Source organism: Simplicispira metamorpha (assembly GCF_004341365.1).
In the GTDB taxonomy this organism is placed as follows: Bacteria; Pseudomonadota; Gammaproteobacteria; order Burkholderiales; family Burkholderiaceae_C; genus Simplicispira; species Simplicispira metamorpha.
Window position 1 is genome coordinate 81,497 of sequence record NZ_SLXH01000002.1, and the last position, 25,903, is coordinate 107,399.

Here is a 25,903-nt window from a genome sequence, read left to right on the forward strand (position 1 = left end):
TGGTGGTGGGAAATCGGGATTATAGGTGTCTGCTAAATTGCGTCCCATGAAAGAGCTTGCTGGCAAACACATCGTCCTGGGCCTCAGCGGAGGCGTAGCCTGTTACAAATCGGCGGATTTATCCCGCCTGCTGATCAAGGCGGGCGCCACCGTGCAGGTGGTCATGACCGAGGCGGCGGCGCAGTTCATCACCCCGGTGACCATGCAGGCGTTGTCGGGCAGGCCCGTCTACGGTTCGCAGTGGGATGCGCGCGAGGCCAATAACATGCCGCACATCAACCTCTCGCGCGAGGCCGACGCCATCCTCATCGCCCCGTGCAGCGCCGATTTCATCGCCCGCCTGGCCCAGGGCCGTGCCGATGAATTGCTTAGCCTGCTGTGCCTGGCCCGCCCGCAAGAGAGCGTGCCGCTGCTGCTGGCCCCGGCCATGAACCGCGAGATGTGGGCGCACCCGGCCACACAGCGCAACCTGGCACAGGTGGCCCAAGACGGCGCCGTGGTGCTGGGTGTGGGCCATGGCGACCAGGCCTGCGGCGAAACGGGTGACGGCCGCATGCTGGAGCCCGAGGAGTTGCTCGAAGAAGTGATTGCCTTCTTCACGCCCCAATGCCTGGCTGGGCACAAGCTGCTGATTACCGCAGGCCCCACATTCGAGGCCATCGACCCGGTGCGTGGTATCACCAACCACTCCAGCGGCAAGATGGGCTTTGCCATTGCCCGTGCCGCCCGCGAGGCGGGCGCTGAGGTCACGCTGGTGGCTGGGCCGGTGCATTTGCCTACGCCGCGCGGTGTACACCGCATCAACGTGAAATCAGCACAAAATATGCTTGAAGCCGTTATGCAGCGGGCGCAAGCAGCTACGCTATTTATAGCGACTGCCGCCGTAGCCGACTGGCGCCCTGCCGCCGCTGCCGAGCAAAAAATCAAAAAAGATGGCTCAGGCCAGATGCCAGTGCTGCATTTTGTGGAAAACCCGGACATCCTGGCTACCGTGGCGCAGTCGCAGCATGCGCTGGTGGGTGACCTGTTCTGCGTCGGTTTTGCCGCCGAAAGCCACGACTTGTTGCAGCACGCCACGGCCAAGCGTGCGCGCAAGGGCGTGCCGCTGCTGGTGGGCAACATCGGCCCGGCTACCTTCGGCCAGGACGACAACGCCCTGCTGCTGGTGGACGCCCACGGCCACCGCGAACTGCCGCGCGCTTCCAAGCGCGAACTGGCCCAGCAGCTGGTGGCTGATATTGCTGCACGGCTGGCGCAGCGCAGCGATTGAGCATCAATTTTCGGGAGATTGCCATGCGCGCACACCCTTCGTCGGATTGGGATACCCCCGCAGATGGCGACTTTGCGCGTTACGTGGAGCAGTTGACCGCACAGCAGGCGACTGCCTCGGCAGCCAACCAGGCGGCCAAACCCGCGCACACCATGGTTGATCTGGCGGCGACCCCGGCCCGCCGCACCGCTGCTGCGCAGGCGGATCGGCCTGGTGGTGAGGGGGCTGGTGCATCGGCCACTGCGGCCCGGCGCAGTGCCAGGGACGCTGAAGGGGGCCGCAATGCAGGCGCAGCAGTGCCGCAAGGGCCAGAGGGGCCGGTGGAGGCGACCCAGGCCGTGCGCGTGCTGCGCCGCATCGCAGTCGTGCTGGTCTGGCTGATGGCTTTGCAGGCGCTGGCGCTGTGGTGGGCGAGCTGGGGTTCGTGGGCCGCGCTGTTGGGCACAGCGATGCTGTGGGGCCTGCTGCGCCGGGCGCAAAGCGGTGTGGCGCGGTTACAGTCTGGCCCCTCCCGCGCTGGGGCTGAGCGCCTTGCGGCCTTGCAGCAGCGTCTGCGTGAACTGGCGCGCCAGCGCGGCAACGACAAGCACCTGTAGTTTTATGAAAATCGACGTCAAAATTCTCGACCCCCGCATGGCGCAGCAGTTGCCCGCCTACGCCACGCCTGGCAGTGCCGGGCTGGATTTGCGCGCCTGCCTGGATGCCCCCCTGACCCTGGAGCCCAATGCCTGGCAACTGGTGCCTACGGGCATTGCCATCTACCTGCGCGATCCCGGTTATGCCGCGCTCATCTTGCCGCGCTCGGGTCTGGGCCACAAACACGGGATTGTGCTGGGCAACCTGGTGGGCCTGATCGACAGCGATTACCAGGGCCAGCTCATGGTCAGCGCCTGGAACCGCAGCCCCCAGGCTTTTACGATAGAGCCCATGGAGCGGCTGGCGCAACTGGTCATCGTGCCGGTGGTGCAGGCACAGTTCCAGGTGGTGGATGAATTTCCCCCCACGGTGCGCGGCGAGGGGGGCTATGGCTCCACGGGCAAGGCCTGACATCGCAAGGGCAGGGGCGTTGCCACACCGGCATCCGCCTACAGGGCGGTGCGCCTGCGGCTGACCCCGTGCGCTGTTTTTGCCCGGCTGCACCGCCCGGTGCGTGCGTGTTCCAATGCCTGCCTGTGGTCAGCCACGGCTGGCTTTTCTGCAACGATTCAAGGAGTTCTCATGCGCAAAATGGTTCGCAGTGCTGTATTGGTGGGGTCGGTGGTTTTGCTGGGGGCACTGACAGCATGTGCGCCCCAGCGCCATGTGCCTACGGGCTATCCGGCCACCGCTACGCCATACCCTGCGTCTGCGTCTGCGGCTGTGGGCACCGAATATGGCCGCGTTCACCAGATTGAGGTGCTGCCGGGCCGCCAGCGCGCACAGACCAGCGGCGCCGGTGCGGTGATCGGTGCGGTGGTGGGTGGTGTGCTGGGTAATCAGGTGGGACGGGGCAGCGGCAGGGCCGCAGCCACCGCCGTGGGTGTGATTGGCGGTGCAGTGGCTGGCAACGCTATTGAGGGCAGCAGCGGTGGCACTGGTGCCGACCAGAGTTATCGCCTGACCATACAGTTTGACCGGGGCGGTTACCGCGCCTACGACGTGGGCTCGGTGGGCGATTTGCGCACTGGCGACCGCGTGCGCGTGTACAACGGCCAAATCTCGCGCTACTGAGCACACTGCCATACGCGCCGCCGCTACTTGGTGGTGGCGCGCGGTACGGTAGTTTTCAGTGCAGCAAGTCGTTGCCGGGGGCTTGGGGCTGGATGCGGAAGAAGCCCGTGCCTGCACTGCCCTGACCAATTTCCGCTTCAGTGGCTTCGCGCACGCCACAGACCTTCAGGTGCAGCCGGATGGCGATGCCTGCCAGCGGGTGGTTGCCATCCAGCACTACATGCTCGGGGTAAATTTCTGACACTGTGTAGAGCACGTCGCGCGGCGCATCGGGGTTGGAGCCTGTGGGCAGTGCGTTGCCCTCCAGCACCATGCCCTCTTCCAGTTCCAACGGGAACAGTGTCCGGGGCTCCAGAAAAATCAATTGGTCGTTGTAGTCACCAAAGGCTTCTTCGGGTTCTATGTGCAATGACAGCGTTGCACCCTCGGTGTGGCCCTGCAAGGCCTCCTCGATGCGGCCCAGCAGGTCAGTGCCGCCTACCAAAAATTCCACTGGCTCATCGAGTATGTCCAGTTCCTCGCCCAAAGTGTCGGTGAGCGTCCAGGTCAGTGCGACCACGCATTGTTCTGTGATTTCCATAGGAGAATTGTCGCAGTTTGACCAATGGCCCTTTGCCGGGCGGAGCCGTTTCATGGATACAAAGCAACCCCTCGCCCTGTTGGGCGGACTTACCCCGGCCCAGTTCATGCGCCACCATTGGCAGAAAAAACCCCTGCTGGTGCGCCAGGCCATCCCCGGTTTTACGGCGCCGTTGCCACGCGCCGATTTGTTTGCGCTGGCTGGCCAGGAGGGCGTGGAGTCGCGCTTGGTGCAGCAGACGGACGATGTCTGGAAGTTGCAGCACGGCCCCTTCGCGCGCCGGGCCTTGCCGCCGCTGCAACGGCCCGACTGGACGCTGTTGGTGCAGGGCGTGGATCTGCACAACGACAGCGTGCATGCGCTGATGCAGCAGTTCCGCTTTGTGCCCGATGCGCGCCTGGACGATGTGATGATCAGCTACGCCAGCGATGGTGGCGGCGTGGGCCCGCACTTTGACAGCTACGATGTGTTTTTGCTGCAAGCCCACGGTCAGCGGCGCTGGCGCATCGGCAGACAAAAAAACCTGTCATTGCGCGACGATGTGCCGATGAAAATTTTGTCGCACTTTGAGCCCGAAGAAGAATACGTGCTGGAGCCCGGCGACATGCTTTACCTGCCCCCACGCTGGGCGCACGATGGCATTGCCCAGGGCGAGTGCATGACCTACTCGGTAGGCTTTCGCGTGCCCGAGCGCACTGATCTGGCGCAAGAGCTGCTGGTGCGTCTGGCCGACGAAGACGACGGCGCCACGGCTGCACTGCTGTACCGCGATGCCAAGCAGCCCGCCGTGGCGCAGCCCGCAGAAATCCCCGCCACTTTGCAGGAATTTGCCCGCGATGCGTTGCAACGTGCTCTGGCGCAGCCCCGCGCCCTGGAGCGGGCTTTGGGCGAATACCTGACCGAACCCAAGTTCAACGTCTGGTTTGAGCCTGGCCCCGAGGGCGTGCTGCTGGAGCAGGCGGTGCTGGATCGGCGCACGCGCATGATGTACGACGCTGACCATGTCTTCATCAACGGTGAAAGCTACCGCGCTGCCGGACGCGACGCCACCCTGATGCGCCAGCTGGCCGACCAGCGCACACTGGGCCCGCGAGATCTGGCCCGGGCCAGCGATGGCGCACTGGAATTGCTGTCGTCGTGGTGCGACGCGGGCTGGATGCACGCACAAAAACCCAGCCCGGGGCGTTGACTATGGAGGCGCCACAGGATGTGCCTGCCCCCGCGCTGTTGCAGGGGCGTTTCAGTGGCCGTGAGGTGTTCCAGCAGGCCGTGCGCGACGCTTTTGCCACCGCTGCCCGCGATGGTTGGAGCGACATCATCCTCAGTGATGCCAATTTTCATGACTGGCCGTTGGGCGAGCGTGCCGTGATTGAGTCGCTACAGGCCTGGGCCCGCACCGGGCGGCGCATGACGCTGCTGGCGTGCAGCTACGACGACGTGGTGCGGCGGCACGCGCGCTTTGTGCGTTGGCGCGGCGTCTGGGACCATATCCTCACCTGCCGCCGTTGTCCGGGAGGCGATCTGCTGGATATTCCCAGCGCCATCTGGTCGCCCGGCTGGGTGCTGCAACGCCTTGATTCTGAGCGTTGTGTGGGCGTAGCGGGCAGCGAACCCGAGCGGCGCGTGCTGCTGCGTGAAACCTTGAATGAATGGCTGCGCAATAAAAGCGTGCCCGGCTTTGCCGCCACCACTTTGGGGTTGTAACCACGGTGGCTGCGCGGCACCTTGAGAGGCATAAGTGGTGCCTTGAAAGGTGTCAGTCAATTGCAACGGTTCACGTTCTCCGGCCCTTGTTGGTGTTATTCACTATTGACGAATACACAATATAATCACCGGCTGATTTAAGTAAGCCGCAAGCAATTGCACAATCTGCCAAAGCGTAGCCGGGCTGAAAGAGGCTTGACGTTGCGGCATCCCCCATTTTGACTGTCCAACTAGGAAAACTGAAATGAACAAGACCCTTGTCATCGCCTCCCTGATCGCTGCCGCTGCCCTGGCTGCCTGCGGCAAAAAAGAAGAACCCGCTCCTGCTCCCGCACCCGCTCCCGTGGAAGCGCCAGCTCCCGCACCAGCACCTGCTGCTGAAGCCGCACCTGCCGCTGCTGCTGCTGCTGACGCCGCTGCTGGCGCTGCAAGCGCCGCTGGTGATGCCGCTCAAGCTGCTGGCAATGCTGCAGCTGGTGCTGCCAACGCTGCTGGCGATGCCGCTGCTGCTGCTGGCGATGCCGCCAAAGCTGCTGCTGACGCCGCTGCTGCCGCTGCCGCAGGCGCCGCTTCTGCTGCCAAGTAATTAATGTCTTGAGTCTCGGGGTTTGCACCCCGGGACTGCAAAGCAAAAGCCCCGCACCTTTTGGATGCGGGGCTTTTTTACGTGCGTACTGCGCTTTACTTCAGGTCATCGGCCAGCACGCGCACGATGTTCTCGGCGTTGGCAGAGGTTTCCGGTGTTCCCGAAGCGTTGAGAACCGAGACAGTAGAGGCTTCGCCCTCGCTGCGCACAACGATGCGGTATTTGAGCGGTGGTGTTGCCGCTGGCGCACCACTGAACAGCTTGCTGAAAAATCCCGGTTCTTTTTTGTCTGTGCCTGGGGCCACGTAGCGGACAAAGTAAACACCCTGGCTGCGGTCGCGGTCTTCGACCGTGAAGCCGGTGCGATCCAGCGCCAGACCCACGCGGCGCCAGGCACGGTCAAAGCCTTCAGCCAACTGCACCACCGGCACATTGTTGACCGTGGCCACGCGCGCTGCTGCCGGGCGCTGTACCGATGCAGCCACCACGGCTTTGGCTTGCTCCTGGCTGGCACCCAGTTTGACCATCATGCGGCGCAGAAATTCGGTTTCCAGCTCCGGGTCTACGGGCCGGGCTTGCCAGACGGTGGCGTCTTTGGCGCTGCTGCTGTAGACCTCGGCCATACCCCGGTGGCTGACATAGATTTCCGTGCCACCGCTGGCGTTGCGCTCCAGGCGGGTGCGGAACTTGTCACGCTCGCCCGTGGAGTAGAGCGAATCGAGCACTTTGCCCAGCGTGGCGCGGATGATGTCTTGCGGGATCTTGGCGCGGTTTTCGGCCCAGTCGGTTTCCATGATGCCCAGGTTGGATTGGTCCAGCATCAGGGTAAAGCCGTTTTCCAGCCAGAACTCACGTACCGGCTCCCAGAGTTTGTCAGCGGGGCGGTTGACCACCAGCCAGCGCTGGTTGCCCGCGCGTTCGATGCGCACATCGCCCAGGCTGTCGATGGCTGCGCTGGGGCCTGAGGGCTGCACCGCCTGGCCCGCTTGCAGCGCATTGGCCGAAACCACTGCGCCGGGCGTGGCGTAGCGCGTCTCGCGCGAGAGCTGTTGCAGGTCGGGCGGCACTTCCAGCGTCGAGCCTTTGCTGGCGCTCTTGTAGTCGATCTTGTCGCCCTCCAGCGCAGAGCAGGCGGACAGGGCAAGGGTCAGGCCAAGCAGGCCCAGTCGTGCAGTAGGGGGCAGGTTCACGCAGAAATCCTTGGAAATACTGGCGGTGGTGGTGACGTGGGCGGGGTTTACAGCAGGCCGCTGGCGCGCAGCGCGCCTTCGACCACCGCTTCGTTGCTGGCGGCAAGGGGTGTCATGGGCAGGCGCAGGGTGCCGCCGCACAGGCCCATGCGGGCCATGGCCCACTTCACGGGAATGGGGTTGGCTTCGACAAACAGGTGCTTGTGTACGGGCATGAGCTGGAACTGGATTTCCATGGCACGGCGGGCATCACCGGCCAGGGCAGCAGCGCACAGCTCGCTCATCAGGCGCGGCGCCACGTTGGCGGTGACGCTGATGTTGCCGTGGCCACCGCACAGCATCAGGGCCACGGCGGTGGGGTCATCGCCCGAGTACACGGCAAAGTTTTTCGGCAGGTCACGGATCAGCCACTGCGCGCGCTCGATGTTGCCCGTGGCCTCCTTGATGCCGATGATGCCGGGCACCTGGGCCAGGCGCAGCACCGTGTCGTGCAGCATGTCTGCCACCGAGCGGCCAGGCACGTTGTAGAGCACGATGGGCAGGTCGCCCGTGGCCTCGGCAATGGCCTTGAAGTGCTGGTACTGGCCTTCTTGCGTGGGCTTGTTGTAGTAAGGCACGACCTGCAACTGGCTGTCGGCGCCGACCTTTTTGGCGAACTGGGCCAGCTCGATGGCTTCGCGCGTGGAGTTGGCACCGCAGCCGGCCATGATGGGCACGCGCTTGGCAGCCTGTTCGACGGCGACGCGGATGATTTCGCAGTGTTCTTCGACGTTCACCGTGGGCGACTCGCCCGTGGTGCCCACCACGCCGATGCAGTCGGTGCCCTCGGCGATGTGCCAGTCGATCAGTTTGCGAAGTTGGGGGTAGTCCACGCTACCGTCCTCGTGCATGGGGGTGACGAGGGCGACGATGCTGCCGGTGAGAAGGGCGCTTGAAGAGGTCATGTCCGTAGTGGTAAACGGTAAAAGGGCATTCTAACTAGAGCGGGGGCGCCAATGGGTGGCGCGGTGGTGCGCCCGTGTCGGCGTGCGCTGGCACGCGCACGGCGGCAATGCGCTGCACAAAGCGCTCCGGGGCGTGGAGGTAGCCGTTCTCGTAGGCCACCACGCGCAGCCCCGTGCAGGCGGCGATCAGTTCGCCAGGCTGGAGCAAGAAATCAGGCCGTGCGGGCCGCCCCACGCTGGCGTTGCCGTGGGCAAAGGTTTCGTAGAGGAGTACGCCGCCTTCGGCCACGCTGGCGAGCAGCGTGGGCAGCAGCGGTCGCCAGAGGTAGTTGGTGACCACTACGGCGCCAAACTGGCGCCCCGCCAGTGGCCAGGGCGCGCCCTCGATGTCGGCCAGGATGGCCTCGCCCACCTCGCTGGCCGATTGCACGGCCTGCACGTCGCGGTCAATGCCCGTGACCGGGTGGCCCAGCGCCCGGAACCAGCGCAGGTGCCGCCCCTGGCCACAGGCCACGTCCAGCACGACCGCGCCCGCAGGCACCAGGTGCGACCAGCGCTGCACCCAGTCCGAGGGTGGCGCTGTACAGGCGAGGGGTGGATTGTTTTTCACTATGATTTTGGTAGCTGGTTACGCCCTGTGGGCGTGCATTAAAGCCCTGTTTAATGCCTAAAAACAGGCCCACACCTGATCGGCCAGCATCACCATGAATTCTGGCTGTGTGTAGAGCGCAAACACCGCCAGCAGCGCCAGCACAGCCGCAGCGCCAGCCAAGCGCGCCAGCCAGCGTTTGCGTATGCGTTGGCGGCGGGTGGGCGACATGGGTGGAATAGCGATAGACATAAGAAATCAGATCAATCAGGAGGCAGGTTGTGCAGCGTGGCGCTGGATCGGGTGTTCTTTGATGGGCAGGTTGACCAGGGCGGCCAGCACGCCCAGCGCTATCGAAAGGTACCAGACGATGTCGTAGCTGCCGGTGCGGTCGTACAGGTAGCCGCCCAGCCACACCCCCATGAAGCTGCCCAACTGGTGGCTGAAGAACACAAACCCGCCCAGCATCGAGAGGTGTTGCACGCCAAAAATCTGCGCCACGGTGGCGTTGGTGGGCGGCACCGTGGACAGCCACAGCGCCCCGATCACTGCCGAGAACACGTACACCGACAACGGCGTCAGCGGTGCCCACAAAAACAGGCTGATGGCCACCGCCCGCGCGAAATAGATAAACGACAGGATATGGCGCTTGGGCAGGCGCTGGCCCAGCGTGCCCGCAATGTAGGTGCCAAACACATTGAACAACCCGATCAGCGCCAGCGCGTAGCTGGCCACCTGGGGCGACAGGCCGTGGTCACGCAGGTAGCTGGGCATGTGTACGCCGATGAACACCACTTGAAAACCGCAGACGAAGTAGCCCGCCGTCAGCAGCAAAAAGCTGGGGTAGCGGAACGCCTCGGCAATCGCCTGGGCGATGGTCTGCTCGCGCCGCACCGGCGCTGCGCCCTTGAAGCCGGGCTCACGCAGGCCCAGCGCCAGCGGCACGATCAGCAGCACCATCAGCGCCAGTGCCAGCAATGCCTCTTGCCAGCCCAGCGTGGCAATCAAAAAGCCCTCCACCGGCACCATCAGAAACTGGCCGAACGAGCCCGCTGCTGCCGCCACGCCCATGGCCCAAGAGCGTTTTTCCGGGGCAATCTGGCGGCCCAGCACGCCGTAGATCACGGCATAGGTGGTGCCCGCCTGGGCTGCGCCAATCAGCACGCCCGCCGTCAGGGCAAACAGCGTGGGCGTGGGCGACCAGGCCATGCCCGCCAGCCCCAGCCCGTACAGCACCGCGCACACCACCAGCACCCGGAACGCGCCAAAACGGTCGGCGGCCATGCCGGCAAAAACACCGATCACGCCCCATGACAGGTTTTGAATCGCCATGGCCAGCGCGAACGACTGGCGCGTCCAGCCCATCTCCTGGGTGATCGGTTGCAGCCACAGGCCAAAACCGTGGCGAATGCCCATGGACAACGTGACGATGGCGGCGCCGCAAGCCAGCACCTGGAACATAGAAAGTTTGCGCGGTTCGTTTTGCATGGGTCGAATGTAGCGATGGGCAGTGCATTGTGCTTGACGCCTGCCGGACAGGGCCGGGTGGCTGTGCCAGGGCTGGTTTTATATCCAGTCTTGCGGCAGTGCAGCACTACAATCCGCGCCCATGGCAGCCAAACCCACCCCCGCAACCGTCCCTGAATATTCAGAAAACTCCATCCGCGTGCTCAAGGGCCTGGAGCCCGTCAAACAGCGCCCGGGCATGTACACCCGCACCGACAACCCCTTGCACATCCTGCAAGAAGTGCTGGACAACGCCGCCGACGAAGCCCTGGCCGGGCACGGCAAAAAGATCAAGGTCACGCTGCACGCCGATGGCTCCGTCAGCATCGACGACGATGGCCGTGGCATTCCGTTTGGCCTGCACCCCGAAGAAAACGCCCCCGTGATCGAGCTGGTGTTCACCCGCCTGCACGCGGGGGGCAAGTTTGACAAGGGCAAAGGCGGTGCCTACAGCTTCTCGGGCGGCCTGCACGGCGTGGGCGTGAGCGTGACCAACGCGCTGTCGCAGCGCATGGAAGTGACCAGCCACCGCGAAGGCCAGGTCGCCCGCCTGGTGTTTGCCGGTGGCGATGTGGTCGAGCCCCTGAGCCTGCGCCCCCAGGCCGAGGGCGACCGCCGCCAGGGCACCAGCGTGCGCGCCTGGCCCGATGCCAGCTACTTTGAATCCAGCGCGCTCCCCATGGGCGAGCTGACCCACCTGCTGCGCAGCAAAGCCGTGCTGATGCCGGGCGTGTCGGTCACGCTCATCAACGAAAAAACCCGCGATACGCAAACCTGGCAATACAAAGGCGGCCTGCGCGACTACCTGATGCAGACGCTGGTCACCGACCCGGTGATCCCGCTGTTCGAGGGCGAGGGCTTTGCCGACAGCCAGAACGACAGCTTTGCCGAAGGCGAAGGCGCCGCCTGGTGCGTGGCCTTCACCGAAGAAGGCGCGCCGGTGCGCGAGAGCTACGTCAACCTCATTCCCACCAGCGCCGGTGGCACGCACGAATCGGGCCTGCGCGATGGCTTGTTCCAGGCCGTGAAAAGCTTTATCGAGCTGCACAGCCTGCTGCCCAAGGGCGTGAAACTCATGCCCGAAGACGTGTTTGCCCGTGCCAGCTACGTGCTCTCGGCCAAGGTGCTCGACCCCCAATTCCAGGGCCAGATCAAAGAGCGGCTGAATTCGCGCGATGCGGTGCGGCTGGTGAGCGGTTTTGTGCGCCCGGCACTCGAACTGTGGCTGAACCAGCACGTCGAATACGGCAAAAAACTGGCCGAGCTGGCCATCAAGGCGGCGCAAACGCGGCAAAAGGCCGGGCAAAAAGTCGAAAAACGCAAAGGCTCGGGCGTGGCCGTGCTGCCGGGCAAGCTCACCGATTGCGAGAGCCGTGACACGGCCTACAACGAAGTCTTTCTGGTAGAGGGCGACAGCGCCGGCGGCAGCGCCAAAATGGGCCGCGACAAGGAAAACCAGGCCGTGCTGCCCCTGCGCGGCAAGGTGCTCAACACCTGGGAAGTTGAGCGCGACCGGCTGTTTGCCAACAACGAGATCCACGACATCTCGGTGGCCATTGGCGTCGATCCGCACGGCCCCCATGACGCGCCCGATTTGAGCGGCCTGCGCTATGGCAAGGTCTGCATCCTGAGTGATGCGGACGTGGACGGCTCGCACATCCAGGTGCTGCTGCTGACGCTGTTTTTCCGGCACTTTCCCAAGCTCATCGAGGCGGGCCATGTGTATGTGGCCCGGCCACCGCTGTTTCGGGTGGATGTGCCCGCGCGCGGCAAAAAGCCCGCCAGTAAGCTGTACGCGCTGGACGAGGGCGAGCTGGCCGCCATCCTCGACAAATGCGCCAAAGAAGGCGTGGCGCGCGACAAATGCCAGATCAGCCGCTTCAAGGGCCTGGGCGAGATGAACGCCGAGCAGCTGTGGGAAACCACCCTCAACCCCGACACCCGCCGCCTCATGCCGGTGCAGCTGGGCGACCTGGACTTTGCCGCCACCGAGGGATTGATCACCCAGCTCATGGGCAAAGGCGAAGCCGCCGCCCGCCGCGCGCTGATGGAACTGCACGGCGACAGCGTGGAGCTGGATATTTAAGTGTTTTTGGCCTCCAGGCCTTGCCAGATAAGCGCAAGAAGCTATCAAAAACAGAGCAATTGATTTCCATGACCGACCATCTTTCAGACCCCGCCCACGCCGCCCCTGCGCCCACCCCTGCCAGCGCCGACCCCGACAGCCTGGGCGCCTACGCCCAGCGCGCTTACCTGGAATACGCCCTCAGCGTGGTCAAGGGCCGGGCGCTGCCCGACGTGTGCGATGGCATGAAGCCCGTGCAGCGGCGCATTCTGTACGCCATGGAGCGCATGGGCCTGGGCTACTCGGGCAACACCGCGCCCAAGCCAGTGAAAAGCGCGCGCGTGGTGGGCGATGTGCTGGGCCGCTTTCACCCGCACGGCGACCAGTCGGCCTACGATGCGCTGGTGCGCATGGCGCAGGACTTTGCCCAGCGCTACCCGCTCATCGACGGCCAGGGTAACTTTGGCTCGCGCGATGGCGACGGCGCCGCCGCCATGCGCTACACCGAGGCGCGGCTGGCCAAAATCACCAGCCTGCTCACGGGCGAAATCGACGAAGGCACGGTGGACTTCATCCCCAACTACGACGGCTCCACCACCGAGCCGCGCCAGCTGCCCGCGCGCCTGCCGTTCACGCTGCTCAACGGCGCCAGCGGCATTGCCGTGGGCCTGGCCACCGAAATCCCCAGCCACAACCTGCGCGAGGTGGCTGATGCCTGCGTGGCGCTGATCAAAAACCCGCAACTGCCTGCTGAAGAACTGCTGGCGCTGATTCCCGGCCCCGACTACCCCGGTGGCGGCCAGATCATCAGCAGTGCCTCTGACATTGCCGACGCCTACCGCACCGGCCGGGGCAGCCTGAAGGTGCGCGCGCGCTGGAAGATCGAAGAACTGGCGCGCGGCCAGTGGCAATTGGTCGTCACCGAACTGCCGCCCGGCGTGAGCACGCAAAAGGTGCTGGAAGAAATCGAAGAGCTGACCAACCCCAAGATCAAGGCGGGCAAAAAAGCCCTGAGCCAAGACCAGACCCAGCTCAAGGCCAGCGTGCTGGCGGTGCTCGATGGCGTGCGCGATGAGTCGAGCAAAGACGCCCCGGTGCGCCTGGTGTGCGAGCCCAAAACCGGCAAAACCCCGCAGCAAGAGCTGATTACGGCGCTGCTGGCGCACACCAGCCTGGAAACCTCGGCGCCCATCAACCTGACCATGGTGGGCATTGATGGCAAGCCGGTGCAAAAGTCGCTGCGGCAAATCCTGCTGGAGTGGGTGGAGTTTCGCCAGACCACGGTCACGCGGCGCAGCCAGCACCGACTGGACAAGGTGCTGGCGCGCATCCACATCCTGGAGGGGCGCCAGACGGTGCTGCTCAACATCGACGAGGTGATCGCCATCATCCGCGAGGCCGAGGAGCCCAAGGCCGCGCTGATGGCCCGCTTTGCCCTGAGCGAGCGCCAGGCGGAAGACATTTTGGAAATCCGCCTGCGCCAACTGGCGCGCCTCGAAGCCATCAAGATCGAGCAAGAGCTGAAAGAGCTGCGCGAGAGCCAGGGCAAGCTCGAAGAGATTCTGGGCAGCCCCGCTGCGCTGCGCCGCCTGATGGTCAAAGAGATAGAGGCAGACGCCAAACAGTTTGCCGACGCGCGCCGCACCCTGATCCAGGCCGAGAAGAAAGCCGTGGCCGAGGTCAAAGTGGTGGACGAGCCGGTGACCGTGGTGGTATCCGAAAAAGGCTGGGTGCGCGCGCGCAGCGGCCACGGCCACGAGGCAGGCAGCTTTGCCTTCAAGGCGGGCGATGGGCTGTATGGCACCTTTGAGTGCCGCAGCGTCGATACGCTGGTGGTGTTTGGCAGCAATGGCCGGGTGTATTCGGTGCCGGTGGCGCAGTTGCCCGGTGGCCGGGGCGATGGCCAGCCCGTCACCACGCTGATCGAGCTGGAAGCGGGCACCCAGATTGCCCACTACTTTGCCGGCCCGGCGCAGGCGCAGTTGCTGCTGGCCAGCAGCGGCGGCTACGGCTTTCTGGCGTGCGTGGACAACCTGGTGGCGCGCAACAAAAGCGGCAAAGCCTTCATCACCCTGGCCGAGGGCGAAACGGTGTGCGTGCCCTCGCACGCCGCCCACACCAGCGCCAGCGCACCGCTGCCAGCGGCCACACACGTGGCCTGCGCCACGGTGGGCGGGCGCCTGCTGACGTTTGACATCAGCGAGTTGAAACCCATGGAAAAAGGCGGGCGCGGCCTGATGCTGATGGCCCTGGAAGACAAAGACCAGCTGGCGGGCGCTGCCGCCTACACGCGCAGCGTGCGCATTGCCGGTGTGGGGCGCGGCGGCAAGGCACGCGAGGAAACGCTGGAGATTCGCAGCCTGAACAACGCCCAGGCGGTGCGCGCGCGCAAGGGGCGCGATGCCAACTTCGGTTTCAAGCCTGCCACCGTGGCGCGGGTGGTGTGATTCAGCGCTGCGTGCAAACCACAGACTCCCCGATTCCTGCGGTGTGTGGAGCAAAGTGTGTCTAGTATCGGTTGAACAAACCTGAGAAAACGCGCAACATGGTTCGCAAATCAATGCTGTTGTGAGGGGATTTGGATGTTGAATCAGTTGCGCATTGCGCACCAGCTATGGCTGGCTGTGGTTTTCACCATCACCATGTTGGTGGTGATCGTTGGTTTTTCGGGTTATCGCACGGCCACGCTCCAAGCAAGGGGCGATACGGTCACCCAGGAGTTGGCTACACGTTTGGACGCAGCCAACCGCTGGATGGGGTTGACGCAAACCAATGCTGCGCGCACCCAGGCCCTGATTACCAGCGCTGACCCGGTGGTGGAAGCTACCTTCAAGGACGTGATCGCCGCCACTTCGGCACAGATCAGCGAGGTGCAAAAGTCGATTGAGGCCATGGCCTTGACCGAGGCCGACAAGGCGCAAATGGCCAAGGTGGCTGCCGCCCGCAAGGCCATGATCGACCTGCGCGGCCAGGCGCGCAAGCTCAAGGCCGAGGGCCAGCACGAGCAGGCCCTGGCCTTGATCAGCCAGTCGTACAACCCGGCAACCAGCGCCTACCTGCAAACCCTGCGCGACTTTGTGCAGATGCAGCGCGATGCTGCCCAGGCCTGGCAGCAAGAACAGGTGCGGGCGCGGGCGCACACAGCGCAGATGGCTACGGCGGCCATTGTGGTGCTGGTGGTGCTGATTGTGCTGGCCGCTTTCTGGTTCATCCGGGACATGCAGCGCTCGCTGGCACAGGCCACGCAGTGGGCCGAGCGCATTGCCCAGGGCGACCTGAGCGCCACCGAGCGCGTCACCCGGGGCGACGAGTTCGGTGATTTGCTGCGATCGTTGCAAACCATGGCCAGTGCGCTGGGCCGTGTGGTGTCGCAGGTGCGCCAGAGCACCGACAGCATCGCCACCGCCAGCGCCGAGATCGCCAGCGGCAACCACGACCTGTCGGTGCGCACCGAGCAGACCTCCAGCAATTTGCAGCAAACCGCTTCGGCCATGGACCAGTTTGCCAGCACCATTGGGCAAAGCGCCAGCAGCGCCCAGCAGGCCAGCAGCCTGGCCGTGGGGGCCAGCGCGGTGGCCCAGCGCGGCGGCGAGGTGGTGGCGCAGGTGGTGTCCACCATGCACGACATCCACCACAGCAGCCAGAAAATTGCCGACATCATCGGCGTGATTGATGGCATCGCCTTTCAAACCAACATCCTGGCGCTCAATGCTGCCGTGGAAGCCGCCCGCGCGGGTGAGCAGGGTCGGGGCTTTGCCGTGGTGGCCAGTGAGGTGCGCAGCCTGGCTGGGCGCAGCGCTGCGGCCGCGCGCGAGATCAAGCAGCTCATCGGCACCTCGGTGGACAAGGTGCAGGCGGGTTCGCGTCTGGTGGAAGACGCGGGCGCCACCATGCAGGAGATCGTGCAGTCGGTGCAGCGCGTGACCGACATGATTGGCGAGATCACCGCCGCCGCCACTGAGCAAAGCGCGGGGGTGTCCCAGGTCAACCAGGCCGTGGGCAGCTTGGACCAGATGACGCAGCAAAACGCTGCCTTGGTCGAGCAAAGTGCCGCCGCTGCCCAAAGCCTGCGCGAACAGGCCCAGCAGCTGGCGCAGGTGGTGTCGGTGTTCCGGGTGGATTCCCAAGGCGCGGTGGCCACAGCGCGTTCTTGAGCGTGGTGCGTGGGCTGGCGCCCCCGCGCACTGCGGCCACTTTGGTGGCTCAGGCCAGTTCAGCGATCAGTTCGATTTCCACGCAGGCGCCCAGCGGAATCTGCGCCACGCCAAAAGCGCTGCGCGCATGCACGCCGCGTTCGCCAAAAACCTGGCCCAGCAGCTCGCTGGCGCCGTTGGTCACCAGGTGCTGCTCGGTGAAGTCGCCCGTGGAGTTGACCAGGCTCATCAGCTTGACGATGCGCTGGATTTTGTTCAGGTCGCCGGTGGCGCCGTGCAGCGTGCCCAGCAGGTCAATGGCCACGGCGCGGGCAGCCAGCTGGCCTTCTGCGGTGTTCATGTTGAGGCCCAGTTGTCCTACCCAGGGCTTGCCGTCTTTGCGCGCAATGTGGCCGCTGAGCATGAGCAGCTTGCCCGTTTGCACATAGGGCACATAGGCGGCGGCGGGCGTGGCCACGGGGGGCAGGGTGATGCCCAGTTCGTTGAGCTTGTCGTACACGTTCATGGGTGACCTTTCAAACAGTAGGTGAGTCCGCCTGTGCCTGCCATGGGGCGCCTGAGCGCGGCGGTGCAGGCCAGTGCGGTAGAGGGGCCGCAAGTGTTGCACACGCCCTTACCATGCCGACATGGATTTGCCGCCGTCTGCACCACCGCCAGCACCTGCGCTGTCGCCATCTGCGCGCGTTTCGCCGTTGTCTGGCGTGGTGCCGTTGGGCAGCGCGGGCGCGCAGACTGTGGGCGATGCTGGCGATGCAGGTAGCGCAGGGCTGCGCCCGGCGTGGCTGCTGCCGGCTGCGTTGGTGGGTGGTCTGGCCGGGGCTGCATGGCAGGTGCGCCAGCCGGTGTTGTGGCCGCCCTGGGCCTATGGCCTGCTGGGGCTGGTGGCGGGTGTGCTGGCGCTGGCACTGGTGCGTGCGCCGGGGTGGTGGCGGCGCGCCGGGTTGCGGACGGGGGCGGTGGCATTGGCGGCTGCGCTGGCCATGGCCGGGGTGACTGGTTTGCGTGCGGCGCATTTTGCGGCGCAGGCCCTGTCCCCCGCGCTGGAGGGGCGCGACATCCGCGTTACCGGCACCGTGGTGGCCATGCCCCAGCCCAGCGCCGTGGGCCTGCGCTTTCGGCTGGCGGTGGAGTCGGCGCAGCTGGCGCCACCGCAGGGCGCGCGGCGCGGTGCTGTGCAATCCCCCTCTGTGGACGCGCCCCAAGGCATTGCTGCGGGCGCCACGGCAGACACCACGGCAGATGCCGCCTTGGGCGGGCAGCCAGTGCGCCTGCCCACCCTGATCGATTTGGGCTGGTACCACAGCACGCTGTACGGTACAGGCGATGCGGCAGCGCGTCCGGCCCCCGCATTGCGCGCGGGCGAGCGCTGGGCCCTGACCGTGCGCCTGAAAGCACCGCACGGCGCCCGCAACCCGCACGGCTTTGACTACGAGCTGTGGCTGTGGGAGCAGGGCGTGCAGGCCGTGGGCTACGTGCGCACCGGCGCCCGCGATGTGCCTCCCGTGCGCCTGGAGGCCACCGCCCAATACCCCGTGGAGCAGGCCCGCCAGTCGGTGCGCGACGCCATCCTGGACGCCCTGGCCGCCCCCGGTGATGGCCCCGGCAGTGGCCAGGGCGCGCAGGTGGCGGGCGTGGTGGCCGCGTTGGTCACGGGCGACCAGCGCGCCATCGACCGCGCCGACTGGGACGTGTTCCGTGCCACCGGCGTGGCCCATTTGATGAGCATTTCGGGCCTGCACATCACGCTGTTTGCCTGGCTGGCGGCAGCGCTGGTGCAGTGGCTGTGGCGGCGCTCGGCGCGGCTGTCGCTGGCAGTGCCTGCGCCGTCTGCGGCGCTGGTGGGTGGCGCAGCGCTGGCGGCGGCCTATGCGCTGTTCAGCGGCTGGGGGGTGCCCGCCCAGCGCACCGTGACCATGCTGTGCGTGCTGGCGCTGCTGCGTCTGGCGGGCCTGCGCTGGCCCTGGCCCCAGGTGTGGCTGCTGGCCTGCGCTGCCGTGGTGCTGACCGACCCGTGGGCGCTGTGGCAGAGCGGTTTCTGGCTGAGCTTTGTCGCCGTGGGGATTTTGTTTGCTACTGATTCAGGAGCTGCCAGCGCACGTCCAGCGGGCGTTAGAGGTCGATTTATCTTGATGTTGCGTGAGCAGTGGGTGGTCACGCTGGCTTTGAGTCCGCTGGGGCTGCTGCTGTTTGGCCAGATGTCGCTGGTGGCACTGGGGGCCAATCTGCTGGCGATTCCGTGGGTCACGCTGGTGGTTACGCCGCTGGCGCTGCTGGGTGTGTTGTGGGCGCCACTGTGGCAACTGGCGGGCTGGGCGGTGCAGGCGCTGGTGGCGTTCTTGCAGCCGCTGGCCAGTGTGCCCTGGGCATCGCTGTGGTTGGCCCAGGCGCCGCTGTGGGCCGGGCTGGCGGGGGTGCTGGGCGGCGCGCTGTTGGCGCTGCGCCTGCCGTGGCCAGTGCGCGCGCTGGGCCTGCCGCTGCTGCTGCCCGTGCTGTGTTGGCAGCCGCTGCGGCCCGCGCCCGGCCAGTTTGAATTGCTGGCCGCCGACATCGGCCAGGGCAGCGCCGTGCTGGTGCGCACGGCCCGCCACAGCCTGCTCTACGACGCTGGCCCGCGCTACAGCCTCGACAGCGATGCCGGCGAGCGCGTGCTGGTGCCGCTGCTGCGCGCGCTGGGCGAGCGCCTGGATGTGCTCATGCTCAGCCACCGCGACAGCGACCACACTGGCGGCGCGCCCGCCGTGCTGGCCGCCCAGCCCCAGGCGCTGCTCACTGGCTCCATCGCCCCGGAGACGGCACCAGCGGCCTTGCCACCGGCCCAGCCCTGCGTGGCGGGCCAGCGCTGGCACTGGGATGGCGTGGAGTTTGCTGTGATCCACCCCGCGCAGCCTGCCACGGCCCACACCCCCGGCAGCGCCCGGCGCCCGCAGACCAACGCGCACAGCTGCGTGCTGCGCATCACTGCTGCCACGGGCGCGGCAGCCCTGCTGGCGGGCGACATCGAGCGCGCGCAAGAGCAGGCCCTGGTGGCAGCGGGCGCACCACTGGCCGCCGATGTGCTGCTGCTGCCCCACCACGGCAGCAAAACATCGTCCAGCGCAGAGTTTCTGGATGCCGTGGGCGCGCGCAGCGCCTGGGTGCAGGCGGCTTACCGCAACCGCTTTGGCCACCCCGCGCCCGAGGTGGTGCAGCGCGTACAGGCGCGCGGCATGGCGCTGGTGCAATCGGCACACTGCGGCGCGGCCACCTGGTCTTCGACGCAACCGGCGCAGGTGCAGTGCGAGCGCCAACAGCGCGCGCGTTATTGGCAGCACCTGCCGCCATAGGCCCGGGCCGCAGTGGGTGCTAGCGCTCCTGAGGGTATTGGGCGGAAATTCGTTTGCGGCGACAATGCGCGTCCTTTTGAATTTTTCCCCTGTTTCCGTTCGGTTTTCTCCATGTCCATTCAGGTACGCCCCGCGACGCTTCGCGATGCCAAAGCCATTGCCCAACTCCACACCCTGTCTGCCCAGACGGCCTACAAAGGCCTGATTCCTGACGAACAGCTCAAAGCCATGTCGGTAGAAAAACGCCAGGCCTACTGGCGTGAAGCCATTGAATACTGCGAGCCCCAGGTGCAGGTGGCGGTGGAAGACGAAAAGATCGTCGGCTTTGTCGGTTACGACCGCTCCCGCGATGAAAAATCGCGCCCCACCACGGGTGAAATCTGGGCCATTTACGCCGCCCCCAGCCACTGGAACCAGGGCGTTGGCCTGGCCCTGTGGGATGCTGCCCGTGAAGGACTGCAAGAAGAAGGCTGCACCAACGTCACCGCCTGGGTGCCGCTGCGCAACGAGCGTGCCATCCGTTTCCATGAACTCGCTGGCTTCAAGCGCGAAATGACCACCGCCAAAACCGCCGTGGTCGGCAGCGTGAAGATTGAAGAAGTCCGCCTCAAACGACCACTGAACTGAAAGACACCATGATTGAATGGAACGAACAGGGCGAGGTGCGCACAGCGCGCTGGCGTTCCGAAAGCGGCGCCAGTGCGCCGCGCCGCGTCGAGCTGGCCCACGACACCTTGTCCGCCGACTCTGCCTACCGCTTTGCCTGCGCTGGCACTGCCATGCTGTGGCGCAGCGATTTCCAGAACGCGCGTTTGCTCTTGCAAGCCTTGCAGCGGCGCATTGAAGCCAAGCCGCCCAAGGCGGCGGCCCGCGCGGCGCAAAAAATCGCCCAGTCCACGCCCGAAGAAGTGTTTCACCTGCACCGCCAGGCGCAGTCGCAGCGGGCGCGCACGCTGGCGGCCATCGTCATCCGGGTCGAGGGCGACTACCGCATCAAGCTGCGCCGCGCCCCCGACTGGACGGAAGCCCTGACCGAAGCCTGGGGCCCCGCCACGGGCGAGGCGCAGGTGGTGTCGCTGCGCGAGCTGCTGGGCGTGGTCGGCGCGCACGAGTGGCGCAAGAAGGGCGTAGAAATTGCCGCCCTGGGCGCAGAGCCGCACAACCGCATTCACCCGCACTACGGCGTGTTCTCGCCCGTGCGCGGCGAATACATCGATCTGGTCGCCCAGGCGCCGCTGCCCTCCAAGGCGCTGGCGTTTGACATCGGCACCGGTACCGGCGTGCTGGCGGCGGTGCTGGCGCGCCGGGGCGTGCAGCGCATTGTGGCCACCGAGAACGCACCGCGCGCGCTGGCCTGCGCCCAGGACAACCTCCAGCGCCTGGGCCTGCAAAAGCAGGTCGAACTGCAAGACGTGGACTTGTTCCCTGCCGGGCAGGCGCCGCTCATCGTCTGCAACCCGCCCTGGGTGCCGGCACGGCCCAGCTCGCCCATCGAGCGCGCGGTGTACGACGAAGGCAGTCGCATGCTGCGCGGCTTTTTGTCGGGGCTGGCGGCGCACTTGGCGCCCGGCGGCGAGGGCTGGCTGGTGTTGTCGGACTTGGCTGAGCACCTGGGCCTGCGCCCGCGCGAGCAACTGCTGGCGTGGATCGCCGAGGGCGGCCTGCGCGTGCTGGAGCGCCATGACGTGCGCCCCCAGCACGCCAAGGCCACCGAGGCCGCCGATGCGCTGGCGCAGGCGCGTGCAGCCGAAGTCACCTCGCTGTGGCGACTGGCTGCGGCCTGATGGTGATGGGCGACGCTGGGCGTGGGCCCAGCAGGCGCCTGTTATCTTTTTGATAGCTGCTCGCGCTTATTCAGCAAGCGTTTGAGCCTGTTTTGACTATTTATTACCCATAGCCCCGGTGGGCACCGTCCCATGACATTGCTGCTGGCCCCCATGGAGGGGCTTCTGGATTTTGTGCTGCGCGACGTGCTCACGCGGGTGGGTGGGGTGGATCGCTGCGTCTCCGAGTTCATCCGCGTCACGGGCACGTTGCTGCCCGACAAAGTGTTTTTGCGCTACCTGCCCGAGCTGCACCACGGCGGGCGCACGCTGGCGGGCGTGCCGGTGCGCGCCCAACTGCTGGGGTCAGACCCGGTGTGCATGGCCGAAAACGCCGCGCGCCTGTCGGCCTTGGGCCCTGAGGGCATCGATCTGAACTTTGGCTGCCCGGCCAAGGTGGTCAACCGCCACGGCGGCGGTGCAGCCCTGCTGCAAGAGCCTGAACGCATCGCCGCGCTGGTGGCGGCGGTGCGCCGTGCCGTGCCCGCGCAGCTGCCGGTGTCCGCCAAGATGCGCCTGGGCTACCACGACGCCAGCCTGATGCGCGAGTGTGCCCAGGCCATGCAGGACGGCGGCGCCTGCGAGATCGTCGTCCACGCGCGCACCAAGCTCGACGGCTACCGCCCACCCGCGTACTGGGAGCTGATTCCGGCCATCCGCGCTGTCGTGTCGGTGCCCGTGGTGGCCAATGGCGAAATCTGGACGGTGCAGGATGCGCAGCGCTGCCGCGCCGTCTCGGGCTGCGACGCGCTGATGCTGGGGCGCGGCATGGTGGCCGACCCCGGCCTGGCCTGGGCCATCCGCGCTGCCGATGCGCTGCCTGGCACCGCACAGGCCCCATCAGCGCCGGTGCAATGGCCCGAGCTGTTGCCCCATATCGCCCGCTTTTGGCAGTTGGTGTGCGAAGACTTGGAGCCGCGCCAGCGGGCCGGGCGCCTCAAGCAGTGGCTGAACCTGCTGCGCCGCCGCTTCGCGCAGGCCGAGGAGGCTTACCAAGCGGTGCGCACCCTGACTGACCAGCGCACCATCAGCGCCTGGGTGCAGGCACAGCAGCCAGGATAAAGGCGGCTGATTGCACCATTGTGGGGATTACCAACTGGCGTCCCGGTCGGGGGTGGCACTGATTTTGTGCACAGACAAATCGGCGCCATCGAACTCCTCTTCTTGCGACAGACGCAGGCCCAGCGTGGCCTTGAGCGCGCCATAAACCAGCACTCCCCCGAGCAAGGCCCAGCACACGCCCATCAGCGTGCCGATGAGCTGGCCCCAGAAGCTCACGCCGCCCAGCCCACCCAGTGCCGATTGGCCAAAAATACCGGCGGCAATGCCCCCCCAGGCACCGCACAGGCCATGCAGGGGCCAGACGCCCAGCACATCGTCAATCTTCCATTTGTTCTGCGTGAGGGTGAACATCTGCACGAAGATGCCGCCCGCAATGGCACCCACCACCAGCGCCCCCAGCGGGTGCAAGACATCGGAGCCCGCACACACCGCTACCAAGCCAGCCAGGGGGCCGTTGTGCACAAAGCCGGGGTCGTTCTTGCCCAGCACCAAGGCCGCCAAGGTGCCGCCGACCATGGCCATCAGGGAGTTGACGGCGACCAGGCCGGAAATCTTGTCCAGCGTTTGCGCGCTCATGACGTTGAAACCAAACCAGCCGACGATCAAAATCCACGCTCCCAAAGCCAGGAAGGGAATGTTCGAGGGTGGGTGCGCGGAAATGGCACCGTCCTTGCGGTAGCGGTTGGCGCGCGAACCCAGCAGCAGCACGGCAGGCAGGGCAATCCAGCCGCCCACGGCATGCACCACCACGGAGCCGGCAAAGTCGTGAAACTCCTCGCCGGTCAGGGCCTTGATGCCGTCTTGCACCCCAAAATGGTGATTCCAGGCAATGCCTTCAAAAAAGGGATAGACCAGGCCCACGATCACGGCGGTGGCAATGAGCTGGGGCCAGAACTTGGCCCGCTCGGCAATGCCCCCCGAAATGATGGCCGGAATGGCAGCGGCAAACGTCAGCAGAAAGAAAAAGCGCGTCAGTTCAAAACCATTCTTGTGCACCAGCACATCGGCGCTGACAAAAAAATGGGTGCCATAGGCCACGCCATAACCCACGGCAAAGTACACCACGGTAGAGACTGAAAAATCGACCAGGATTTTGACCAGGGCATTGACCTGGTTCTTTTTGCGCACCGTGCCCAGTTCCAGAAAAGCGAAACCGGCGTGCATGGCCAGCACCATGATGGCGCCGAGCAGGATGAATAGGGTGTTGGTGCCCTGTTGGAGTGATTCCATGAGTCTCTCGTGGCCTGTTCGCAGGCAATGAACACTGTTTTGGTGCAGAGCACCCGTTGGTGCACCAGAAAAAGCAAAAAATGCGCCAGCTTGGTGTGTCAACCGGATGACAGGCCCGGACGTTGAGCGTTGGCATTTGCTTTCGGTGTGGCTGTCTCTCAGTCCGCCTCTTTATGAACTCCCCCATTTCCCGCAACCCCTTGATCGACGCTATCAAGGGCTTGGCCTGTGCGGCCATCGTTTGGCACCATCTGGCTTTTTACGGGCCTATGTCCGACACGGCCCAGCCACTGTTTCCGCAGCTGATCTCCTGGCTCTACGACTATGGCCGCATGGCGGTGCAGGTGTTTCTGGTGTTGGGAGGCTATCTGGCCGCTGCCAGCCTGGCGCCCGAGGGCGTAGCGCGCTTTGGCAGCCCAGCGCACAAAATCGCCCAGCGTTTTGTGCGCCTGGTGGTGCCTTATGCCGTGGCACTCTTGGTGGCGGTGCTGGCAGCGGCGCTGGTGCGGCCTTGGCTGGAGCACCCCAGCGTGCCCGCCGAACCCCATTTGTCGCAGCTATTGGCCAACGCGCTGTTGCTGCAAGACGTGGTGGGCGAAGAAGCGCTATCGGCGGGCGTGTGGTACGTGGCCATTGATTTTCAGTTGTTTGCGCTGGCTGTCGGGGTGCTGGCATTGGCGCGTTGGCTGGCGGGCCATGGCGCTGGCGCGGTGCTGCTGGGGCGCGCACTGGTGCTGGCCGGGTGTGCGCTCTCACTGTGGTGGTGGAACCGCGTGCCCGGTCTGGACATGTGGGCGATTTACTTCTTTGGCGCCTACGGCCTGGGCATGCTGGCGCACTGGGCGGTGCGTGCGCCGCGTGCGCTGCCCTGGCTGGTGGCCATGGCGATGCTGGGGGGCGTGGCGCTGGCGCTGGAGTTTCGTGGCCGGATTCTGGTAGCGCTACTGACCGCTTTGGGGCTGGTCTGGGCGCTGCGCCGGCCTTGGCCGCAGGGTGGTGTCCAGGCTCTGGTGCGGCCATTGCAGCAGTTGGGGCAGATGTCGTATTCGGTGTTTTTGCTGCACTTTTCGGTCTGCCTGCTGGTCAATGCGCTGGTGGCGCAGTGCTGGCCGCAGTCGCCGTGGGCCAATGCACTGGGCATGTGCGCGGCTTTCGGGTTGTCGCTGTGGGCGGCCCGGCCCTTGTACCTGCATGTGGAGCGCCATGTGCCCGACGTGGCGCTGGCCTTGCGCTGGCAGGCCGCGCTGGTGGGCGGCGGCTGGCTGGTAGCACTGCTCAGGCCGGTGGTGTGAGGGGGGTGTCGCTGGCGTTGGTGCTGCTGGGTGCAGCGCTGTCTGCGGGCGCGGCGCTGTTGCTGGTGCGGGCATTGCGCTGGCGGCGGTGGTCAATGAACCAGGCCAGAAACGGCAGCAACAGCAGCGAGCCCGGTATCGCCCAGATGATGAGGTAGGGGCTGACCGCCGAGGCCGAGCGCATGACTTCGCGCAGGCGGGTGCGCTCATCCAGGCTCCACTGGCCCTGGCGGCGCTGGCGCAGGAGCCAGACCACTGAGCCCTTCATGGTGGCTATTTCACGGCGCAGGCGGTTTTGTTCGCGGTGGTTGCCAGCCAGAAAAGTGCTGAACCACTGGGGCCGATGGGCCATGCGCCGCTCCAGGGCCTTGGGGCGCTGGTGCAGAAAGGGCTTGCGGTGCATGGCGGGGTGAAGTCGCAGCAGCGCCGCAGCAGCGGCGTGGCTTCAGCGGTGCAGTTCGCCCGCGCGCTCGGGCTGGAACAGGATGTCTGTCACGCGCACCGTCATGGCCTTGCCACCGGGGCCGGGCCAGGCCAGCTCATCGCCCACCGACAAGCCCAGCAGCGCGCTGCCTACCGGGGCGAAGATGGACACCTTGTCGGCACTGCCGTCCAGATCGCGCGGGTACACCAGCGTCAGGCGCAGCTCTTTGCCGGTTTCGACGATGGAGAACTGCACGGTGGAGTTCATGGTGACCACGTTGGGCGGCATCTGCTCGGGCGGCAGCACGTCAGCGCGGTCCAGCTCGGCTTGCAATTCAGCCTTGCCTGCAAACGCGCTCGATGGAATCGCGGCCAACAGGGCTTCGATCCGATCCAGATCCAGGGAAGACAGAATGAGCTGGGGCTTTCTTGCCATGACGACCTCGAAAAAT

The 25,903-nt window shown here is 65.7% G+C and carries 25 protein-coding genes; 15 read left to right on the plus strand and 10 right to left on the minus strand.

The annotated features are described in order from the left end of the window. Positions 1–46 precede the first annotated feature (46 nt). From coaBC to EV674_RS01655, 4 genes are all read left to right on the plus strand, one after another. A complete protein-coding gene (gene coaBC / locus EV674_RS01640; protein WP_119011801.1) occupies positions 47–1,270 on the plus strand; it encodes a bifunctional phosphopantothenoylcysteine decarboxylase/phosphopantothenate--cysteine ligase CoaBC in 1,224 nt (407 codons plus the stop codon). 23 nt (positions 1,271–1,293) lie between these two features. After that, on the plus strand, positions 1,294–1,866 hold the full coding sequence (locus EV674_RS01645; protein WP_132750339.1) for a hypothetical protein: 573 nt from the start codon (positions 1,294–1,296) through the stop codon (positions 1,864–1,866). A 4-nt stretch (positions 1,867–1,870) separates the two neighbouring features. After that, positions 1,871–2,317, plus strand: a complete 447-nt coding sequence (dut, locus tag EV674_RS01650) for a dUTP diphosphatase (RefSeq protein WP_119011803.1) — start codon at positions 1,871–1,873, stop codon at positions 2,315–2,317. A gap of 171 nt (positions 2,318–2,488) precedes the next feature. Beyond that, a complete protein-coding gene (locus EV674_RS01655; protein ID WP_119011804.1) occupies positions 2,489–2,980 on the plus strand; it encodes an outer membrane lipoprotein in 492 nt (163 codons plus the stop codon). Between the two features lie 55 nt (positions 2,981–3,035). Here EV674_RS01655 and EV674_RS01660 read toward each other — a convergent pair whose 3' ends face one another. Beyond that, entirely contained in the window at positions 3,036–3,560 is a 525-nt protein-coding gene (locus EV674_RS01660; RefSeq protein ID WP_119011805.1) for an FKBP-type peptidyl-prolyl cis-trans isomerase, read from the minus strand. Between the two features lie 52 nt (positions 3,561–3,612). Between EV674_RS01660 and EV674_RS01665 the strand changes: the two genes are divergently transcribed. The 3 genes from EV674_RS01665 (at position 3,613) to EV674_RS01675 (ending at position 5,850) form a co-directional block, all read left to right on the plus strand. Next, positions 3,613–4,749, plus strand: a complete 1,137-nt coding sequence (locus EV674_RS01665; protein ID WP_119011904.1) for a cupin domain-containing protein — start codon at positions 3,613–3,615, stop codon at positions 4,747–4,749. A 2-nt stretch (positions 4,750–4,751) separates the two neighbouring features. Next, positions 4,752–5,264 (plus strand): hypothetical protein, encoded by a 513-nt coding sequence (locus EV674_RS01670; protein ID WP_193552654.1) that lies wholly within the window; start codon positions 4,752–4,754, stop codon positions 5,262–5,264. A gap of 244 nt (positions 5,265–5,508) precedes the next feature. After that, the gene (locus EV674_RS01675; protein ID WP_119011806.1) at positions 5,509–5,850 is read left to right on the plus strand and encodes a hypothetical protein; all 342 of its coding nucleotides are present in this window, start codon (positions 5,509–5,511) and stop codon (positions 5,848–5,850) included. Between the two features lie 95 nt (positions 5,851–5,945). Here the strand turns inward: EV674_RS01675 and bamC are convergent, their stop codons facing one another. Genes bamC through EV674_RS01695 form a run of 5 tightly spaced genes read right to left on the minus strand, consistent with a single transcriptional unit; the run spans position 5,946 to position 10,061 of the window. Beyond that, positions 5,946–7,034 carry an outer membrane protein assembly factor BamC gene (gene bamC / locus EV674_RS01680; protein WP_119011906.1) on the minus strand — a complete coding sequence of 363 codons (1,089 nt, stop codon included), beginning with the start codon at positions 7,032–7,034 and terminating at the stop codon, positions 5,946–5,948. A gap of 53 nt (positions 7,035–7,087) precedes the next feature. Then, positions 7,088–7,984: a 4-hydroxy-tetrahydrodipicolinate synthase gene (dapA, locus tag EV674_RS01685; protein WP_119011807.1), complete on the minus strand. Its 897-nt coding sequence runs from the start codon at positions 7,982–7,984 to the stop codon at positions 7,088–7,090. A gap of 34 nt (positions 7,985–8,018) precedes the next feature. Beyond that, positions 8,019–8,594 (minus strand): class I SAM-dependent methyltransferase, encoded by a 576-nt coding sequence (locus EV674_RS01690; protein WP_119011808.1) that lies wholly within the window; start codon positions 8,592–8,594, stop codon positions 8,019–8,021. Between the two features lie 57 nt (positions 8,595–8,651). Next, positions 8,652–8,825, minus strand: coding sequence for a hypothetical protein (locus EV674_RS17320; RefSeq protein WP_157983656.1), 174 nt, complete (start codon positions 8,823–8,825; stop codon positions 8,652–8,654). A 15-nt stretch (positions 8,826–8,840) separates the two neighbouring features. Beyond that, positions 8,841–10,061 (minus strand): MFS transporter, encoded by a 1,221-nt coding sequence (locus EV674_RS01695; protein WP_119011809.1) that lies wholly within the window; start codon positions 10,059–10,061, stop codon positions 8,841–8,843. Positions 10,062–10,182: 121 nt separating this feature from the next. On the opposite strand from EV674_RS01695, the gene EV674_RS01700 reads away from it, so the two are divergent. The 3 genes from EV674_RS01700 (at position 10,183) to EV674_RS01710 (ending at position 16,298) form a co-directional block, all read left to right on the plus strand. Continuing rightward, complete coding sequence (locus EV674_RS01700) at positions 10,183–12,165, plus strand: DNA topoisomerase IV subunit B (protein ID WP_119011810.1); 1,983 nt, start codon at positions 10,183–10,185, stop codon at positions 12,163–12,165. Positions 12,166–12,233: 68 nt separating this feature from the next. Next, positions 12,234–14,591 carry a DNA topoisomerase IV subunit A gene (gene parC, locus EV674_RS01705; RefSeq protein ID WP_119011811.1) on the plus strand — a complete coding sequence of 786 codons (2,358 nt, stop codon included), beginning with the start codon at positions 12,234–12,236 and terminating at the stop codon, positions 14,589–14,591. 135 nt (positions 14,592–14,726) lie between these two features. Beyond that, positions 14,727–16,298, plus strand: a complete 1,572-nt coding sequence (locus EV674_RS01710; RefSeq protein ID WP_193552655.1) for a methyl-accepting chemotaxis protein — start codon at positions 14,727–14,729, stop codon at positions 16,296–16,298. A 49-nt stretch (positions 16,299–16,347) separates the two neighbouring features. Here the strand turns inward: EV674_RS01710 and EV674_RS01715 are convergent, their stop codons facing one another. Beyond that, a complete protein-coding gene (locus EV674_RS01715) occupies positions 16,348–16,803 on the minus strand; it encodes a RidA family protein (RefSeq protein WP_119011812.1) in 456 nt (151 codons plus the stop codon). A 121-nt stretch (positions 16,804–16,924) separates the two neighbouring features. Here EV674_RS01715 and EV674_RS01720 point away from each other — a divergent pair, with 121 nt between their 5' ends. From EV674_RS01720 to EV674_RS01735, 4 genes are all read left to right on the plus strand, one after another. Further along, positions 16,925–19,621, plus strand: a complete 2,697-nt coding sequence (locus EV674_RS01720) for a DNA internalization-related competence protein ComEC/Rec2 (protein ID WP_119011813.1) — start codon at positions 16,925–16,927, stop codon at positions 19,619–19,621. Between the two features lie 111 nt (positions 19,622–19,732). Beyond that, positions 19,733–20,248 carry a GNAT family N-acetyltransferase gene (locus EV674_RS01725; RefSeq protein ID WP_119011814.1) on the plus strand — a complete coding sequence of 172 codons (516 nt, stop codon included), beginning with the start codon at positions 19,733–19,735 and terminating at the stop codon, positions 20,246–20,248. Between the two features lie 8 nt (positions 20,249–20,256). Further along, positions 20,257–21,405, plus strand: a complete 1,149-nt coding sequence (locus EV674_RS01730; RefSeq protein WP_119011815.1) for a methyltransferase — start codon at positions 20,257–20,259, stop codon at positions 21,403–21,405. A 132-nt stretch (positions 21,406–21,537) separates the two neighbouring features. After that, entirely contained in the window at positions 21,538–22,506 is a 969-nt protein-coding gene (locus EV674_RS01735; RefSeq protein WP_119011816.1) for a tRNA dihydrouridine synthase, read from the plus strand. 27 nt (positions 22,507–22,533) lie between these two features. Here EV674_RS01735 and EV674_RS01740 read toward each other — a convergent pair whose 3' ends face one another. Beyond that, positions 22,534–23,736, minus strand: a complete 1,203-nt coding sequence (locus EV674_RS01740) for an ammonium transporter (RefSeq protein ID WP_119011817.1) — start codon at positions 23,734–23,736, stop codon at positions 22,534–22,536. Between the two features lie 173 nt (positions 23,737–23,909). Between EV674_RS01740 and EV674_RS01745 the strand changes: the two genes are divergently transcribed. Continuing rightward, on the plus strand, positions 23,910–25,028 hold the full coding sequence (locus EV674_RS01745) for an acyltransferase family protein (RefSeq protein WP_119011818.1): 1,119 nt from the start codon (positions 23,910–23,912) through the stop codon (positions 25,026–25,028). Here EV674_RS01745 and EV674_RS17660 read toward each other — a convergent pair. Together EV674_RS17660 and rnk are read right to left on the minus strand one after the other, a co-directional pair. Next, positions 25,012–25,431 carry a hypothetical protein gene (locus EV674_RS17660; protein ID WP_241524845.1) on the minus strand — a complete coding sequence of 140 codons (420 nt, stop codon included), beginning with the start codon at positions 25,429–25,431 and terminating at the stop codon, positions 25,012–25,014. The genes EV674_RS01745 and EV674_RS17660 overlap by 17 nt on opposite strands. A 42-nt stretch (positions 25,432–25,473) precedes the next feature. Beyond that, positions 25,474–25,887: a nucleoside diphosphate kinase regulator gene (gene rnk, locus EV674_RS01755; protein ID WP_119011819.1), complete on the minus strand. Its 414-nt coding sequence runs from the start codon at positions 25,885–25,887 to the stop codon at positions 25,474–25,476. Between the last annotated feature and the right edge of the window lie 16 nt (positions 25,888–25,903).

Excerpts from the sequence above, each read along its gene's own strand:
- coaBC (WP_119011801.1), top strand. The coding sequence starts at position 47 with ATGAAAGAGCTTGCTGGCAAACACATCGTCCTGGGCCTCAGCGGAGGC.
- EV674_RS01645 (WP_132750339.1), top strand. The coding sequence starts at position 1,294 with ATGCGCGCACACCCTTCGTCGGATTGGGATACCCCCGCAGATGGCGAC.
- dut (WP_119011803.1), top strand. The coding sequence starts at position 1,871 with ATGAAAATCGACGTCAAAATTCTCGACCCCCGCATGGCGCAGCAGTTG.
- EV674_RS01655 (WP_119011804.1), top strand. The coding sequence starts at position 2,489 with ATGCGCAAAATGGTTCGCAGTGCTGTATTGGTGGGGTCGGTGGTTTTG.
- EV674_RS01660 (WP_119011805.1), bottom strand. The coding sequence starts at position 3,560 with ATGGAAATCACAGAACAATGCGTGGTCGCACTGACCTGGACGCTCACC.
- EV674_RS01665 (WP_119011904.1), top strand. The coding sequence starts at position 3,613 with ATGGATACAAAGCAACCCCTCGCCCTGTTGGGCGGACTTACCCCGGCC.
- EV674_RS01670 (WP_193552654.1), top strand. The coding sequence starts at position 4,752 with ATGGAGGCGCCACAGGATGTGCCTGCCCCCGCGCTGTTGCAGGGGCGT.
- EV674_RS01675 (WP_119011806.1), top strand. The coding sequence starts at position 5,509 with ATGAACAAGACCCTTGTCATCGCCTCCCTGATCGCTGCCGCTGCCCTG.
- dapA (WP_119011807.1), bottom strand. The coding sequence starts at position 7,984 with ATGACCTCTTCAAGCGCCCTTCTCACCGGCAGCATCGTCGCCCTCGTC.
- EV674_RS17320 (WP_157983656.1), bottom strand. The coding sequence starts at position 8,825 with ATGTCTATCGCTATTCCACCCATGTCGCCCACCCGCCGCCAACGCATA.
- EV674_RS01695 (WP_119011809.1), bottom strand. The coding sequence starts at position 10,061 with ATGCAAAACGAACCGCGCAAACTTTCTATGTTCCAGGTGCTGGCTTGC.
- EV674_RS01700 (WP_119011810.1), top strand. The coding sequence starts at position 10,183 with ATGGCAGCCAAACCCACCCCCGCAACCGTCCCTGAATATTCAGAAAAC.
- parC (WP_119011811.1), top strand. The coding sequence starts at position 12,234 with ATGACCGACCATCTTTCAGACCCCGCCCACGCCGCCCCTGCGCCCACC.
- EV674_RS01710 (WP_193552655.1), top strand. The coding sequence starts at position 14,727 with ATGTTGAATCAGTTGCGCATTGCGCACCAGCTATGGCTGGCTGTGGTT.
- EV674_RS01715 (WP_119011812.1), bottom strand. The coding sequence starts at position 16,803 with ATGAACGTGTACGACAAGCTCAACGAACTGGGCATCACCCTGCCCCCC.
- EV674_RS01720 (WP_119011813.1), top strand. The coding sequence starts at position 16,925 with ATGGATTTGCCGCCGTCTGCACCACCGCCAGCACCTGCGCTGTCGCCA.
- EV674_RS01725 (WP_119011814.1), top strand. The coding sequence starts at position 19,733 with ATGTCCATTCAGGTACGCCCCGCGACGCTTCGCGATGCCAAAGCCATT.
- EV674_RS01730 (WP_119011815.1), top strand. The coding sequence starts at position 20,257 with ATGATTGAATGGAACGAACAGGGCGAGGTGCGCACAGCGCGCTGGCGT.
- EV674_RS01735 (WP_119011816.1), top strand. The coding sequence starts at position 21,538 with ATGACATTGCTGCTGGCCCCCATGGAGGGGCTTCTGGATTTTGTGCTG.
- EV674_RS01740 (WP_119011817.1), bottom strand. The coding sequence starts at position 23,736 with ATGGAATCACTCCAACAGGGCACCAACACCCTATTCATCCTGCTCGGC.
- EV674_RS01745 (WP_119011818.1), top strand. The coding sequence starts at position 23,910 with ATGAACTCCCCCATTTCCCGCAACCCCTTGATCGACGCTATCAAGGGC.
- EV674_RS17660 (WP_241524845.1), bottom strand. The coding sequence starts at position 25,431 with ATGCACCGCAAGCCCTTTCTGCACCAGCGCCCCAAGGCCCTGGAGCGG.
- rnk (WP_119011819.1), bottom strand. The coding sequence starts at position 25,887 with ATGGCAAGAAAGCCCCAGCTCATTCTGTCTTCCCTGGATCTGGATCGG.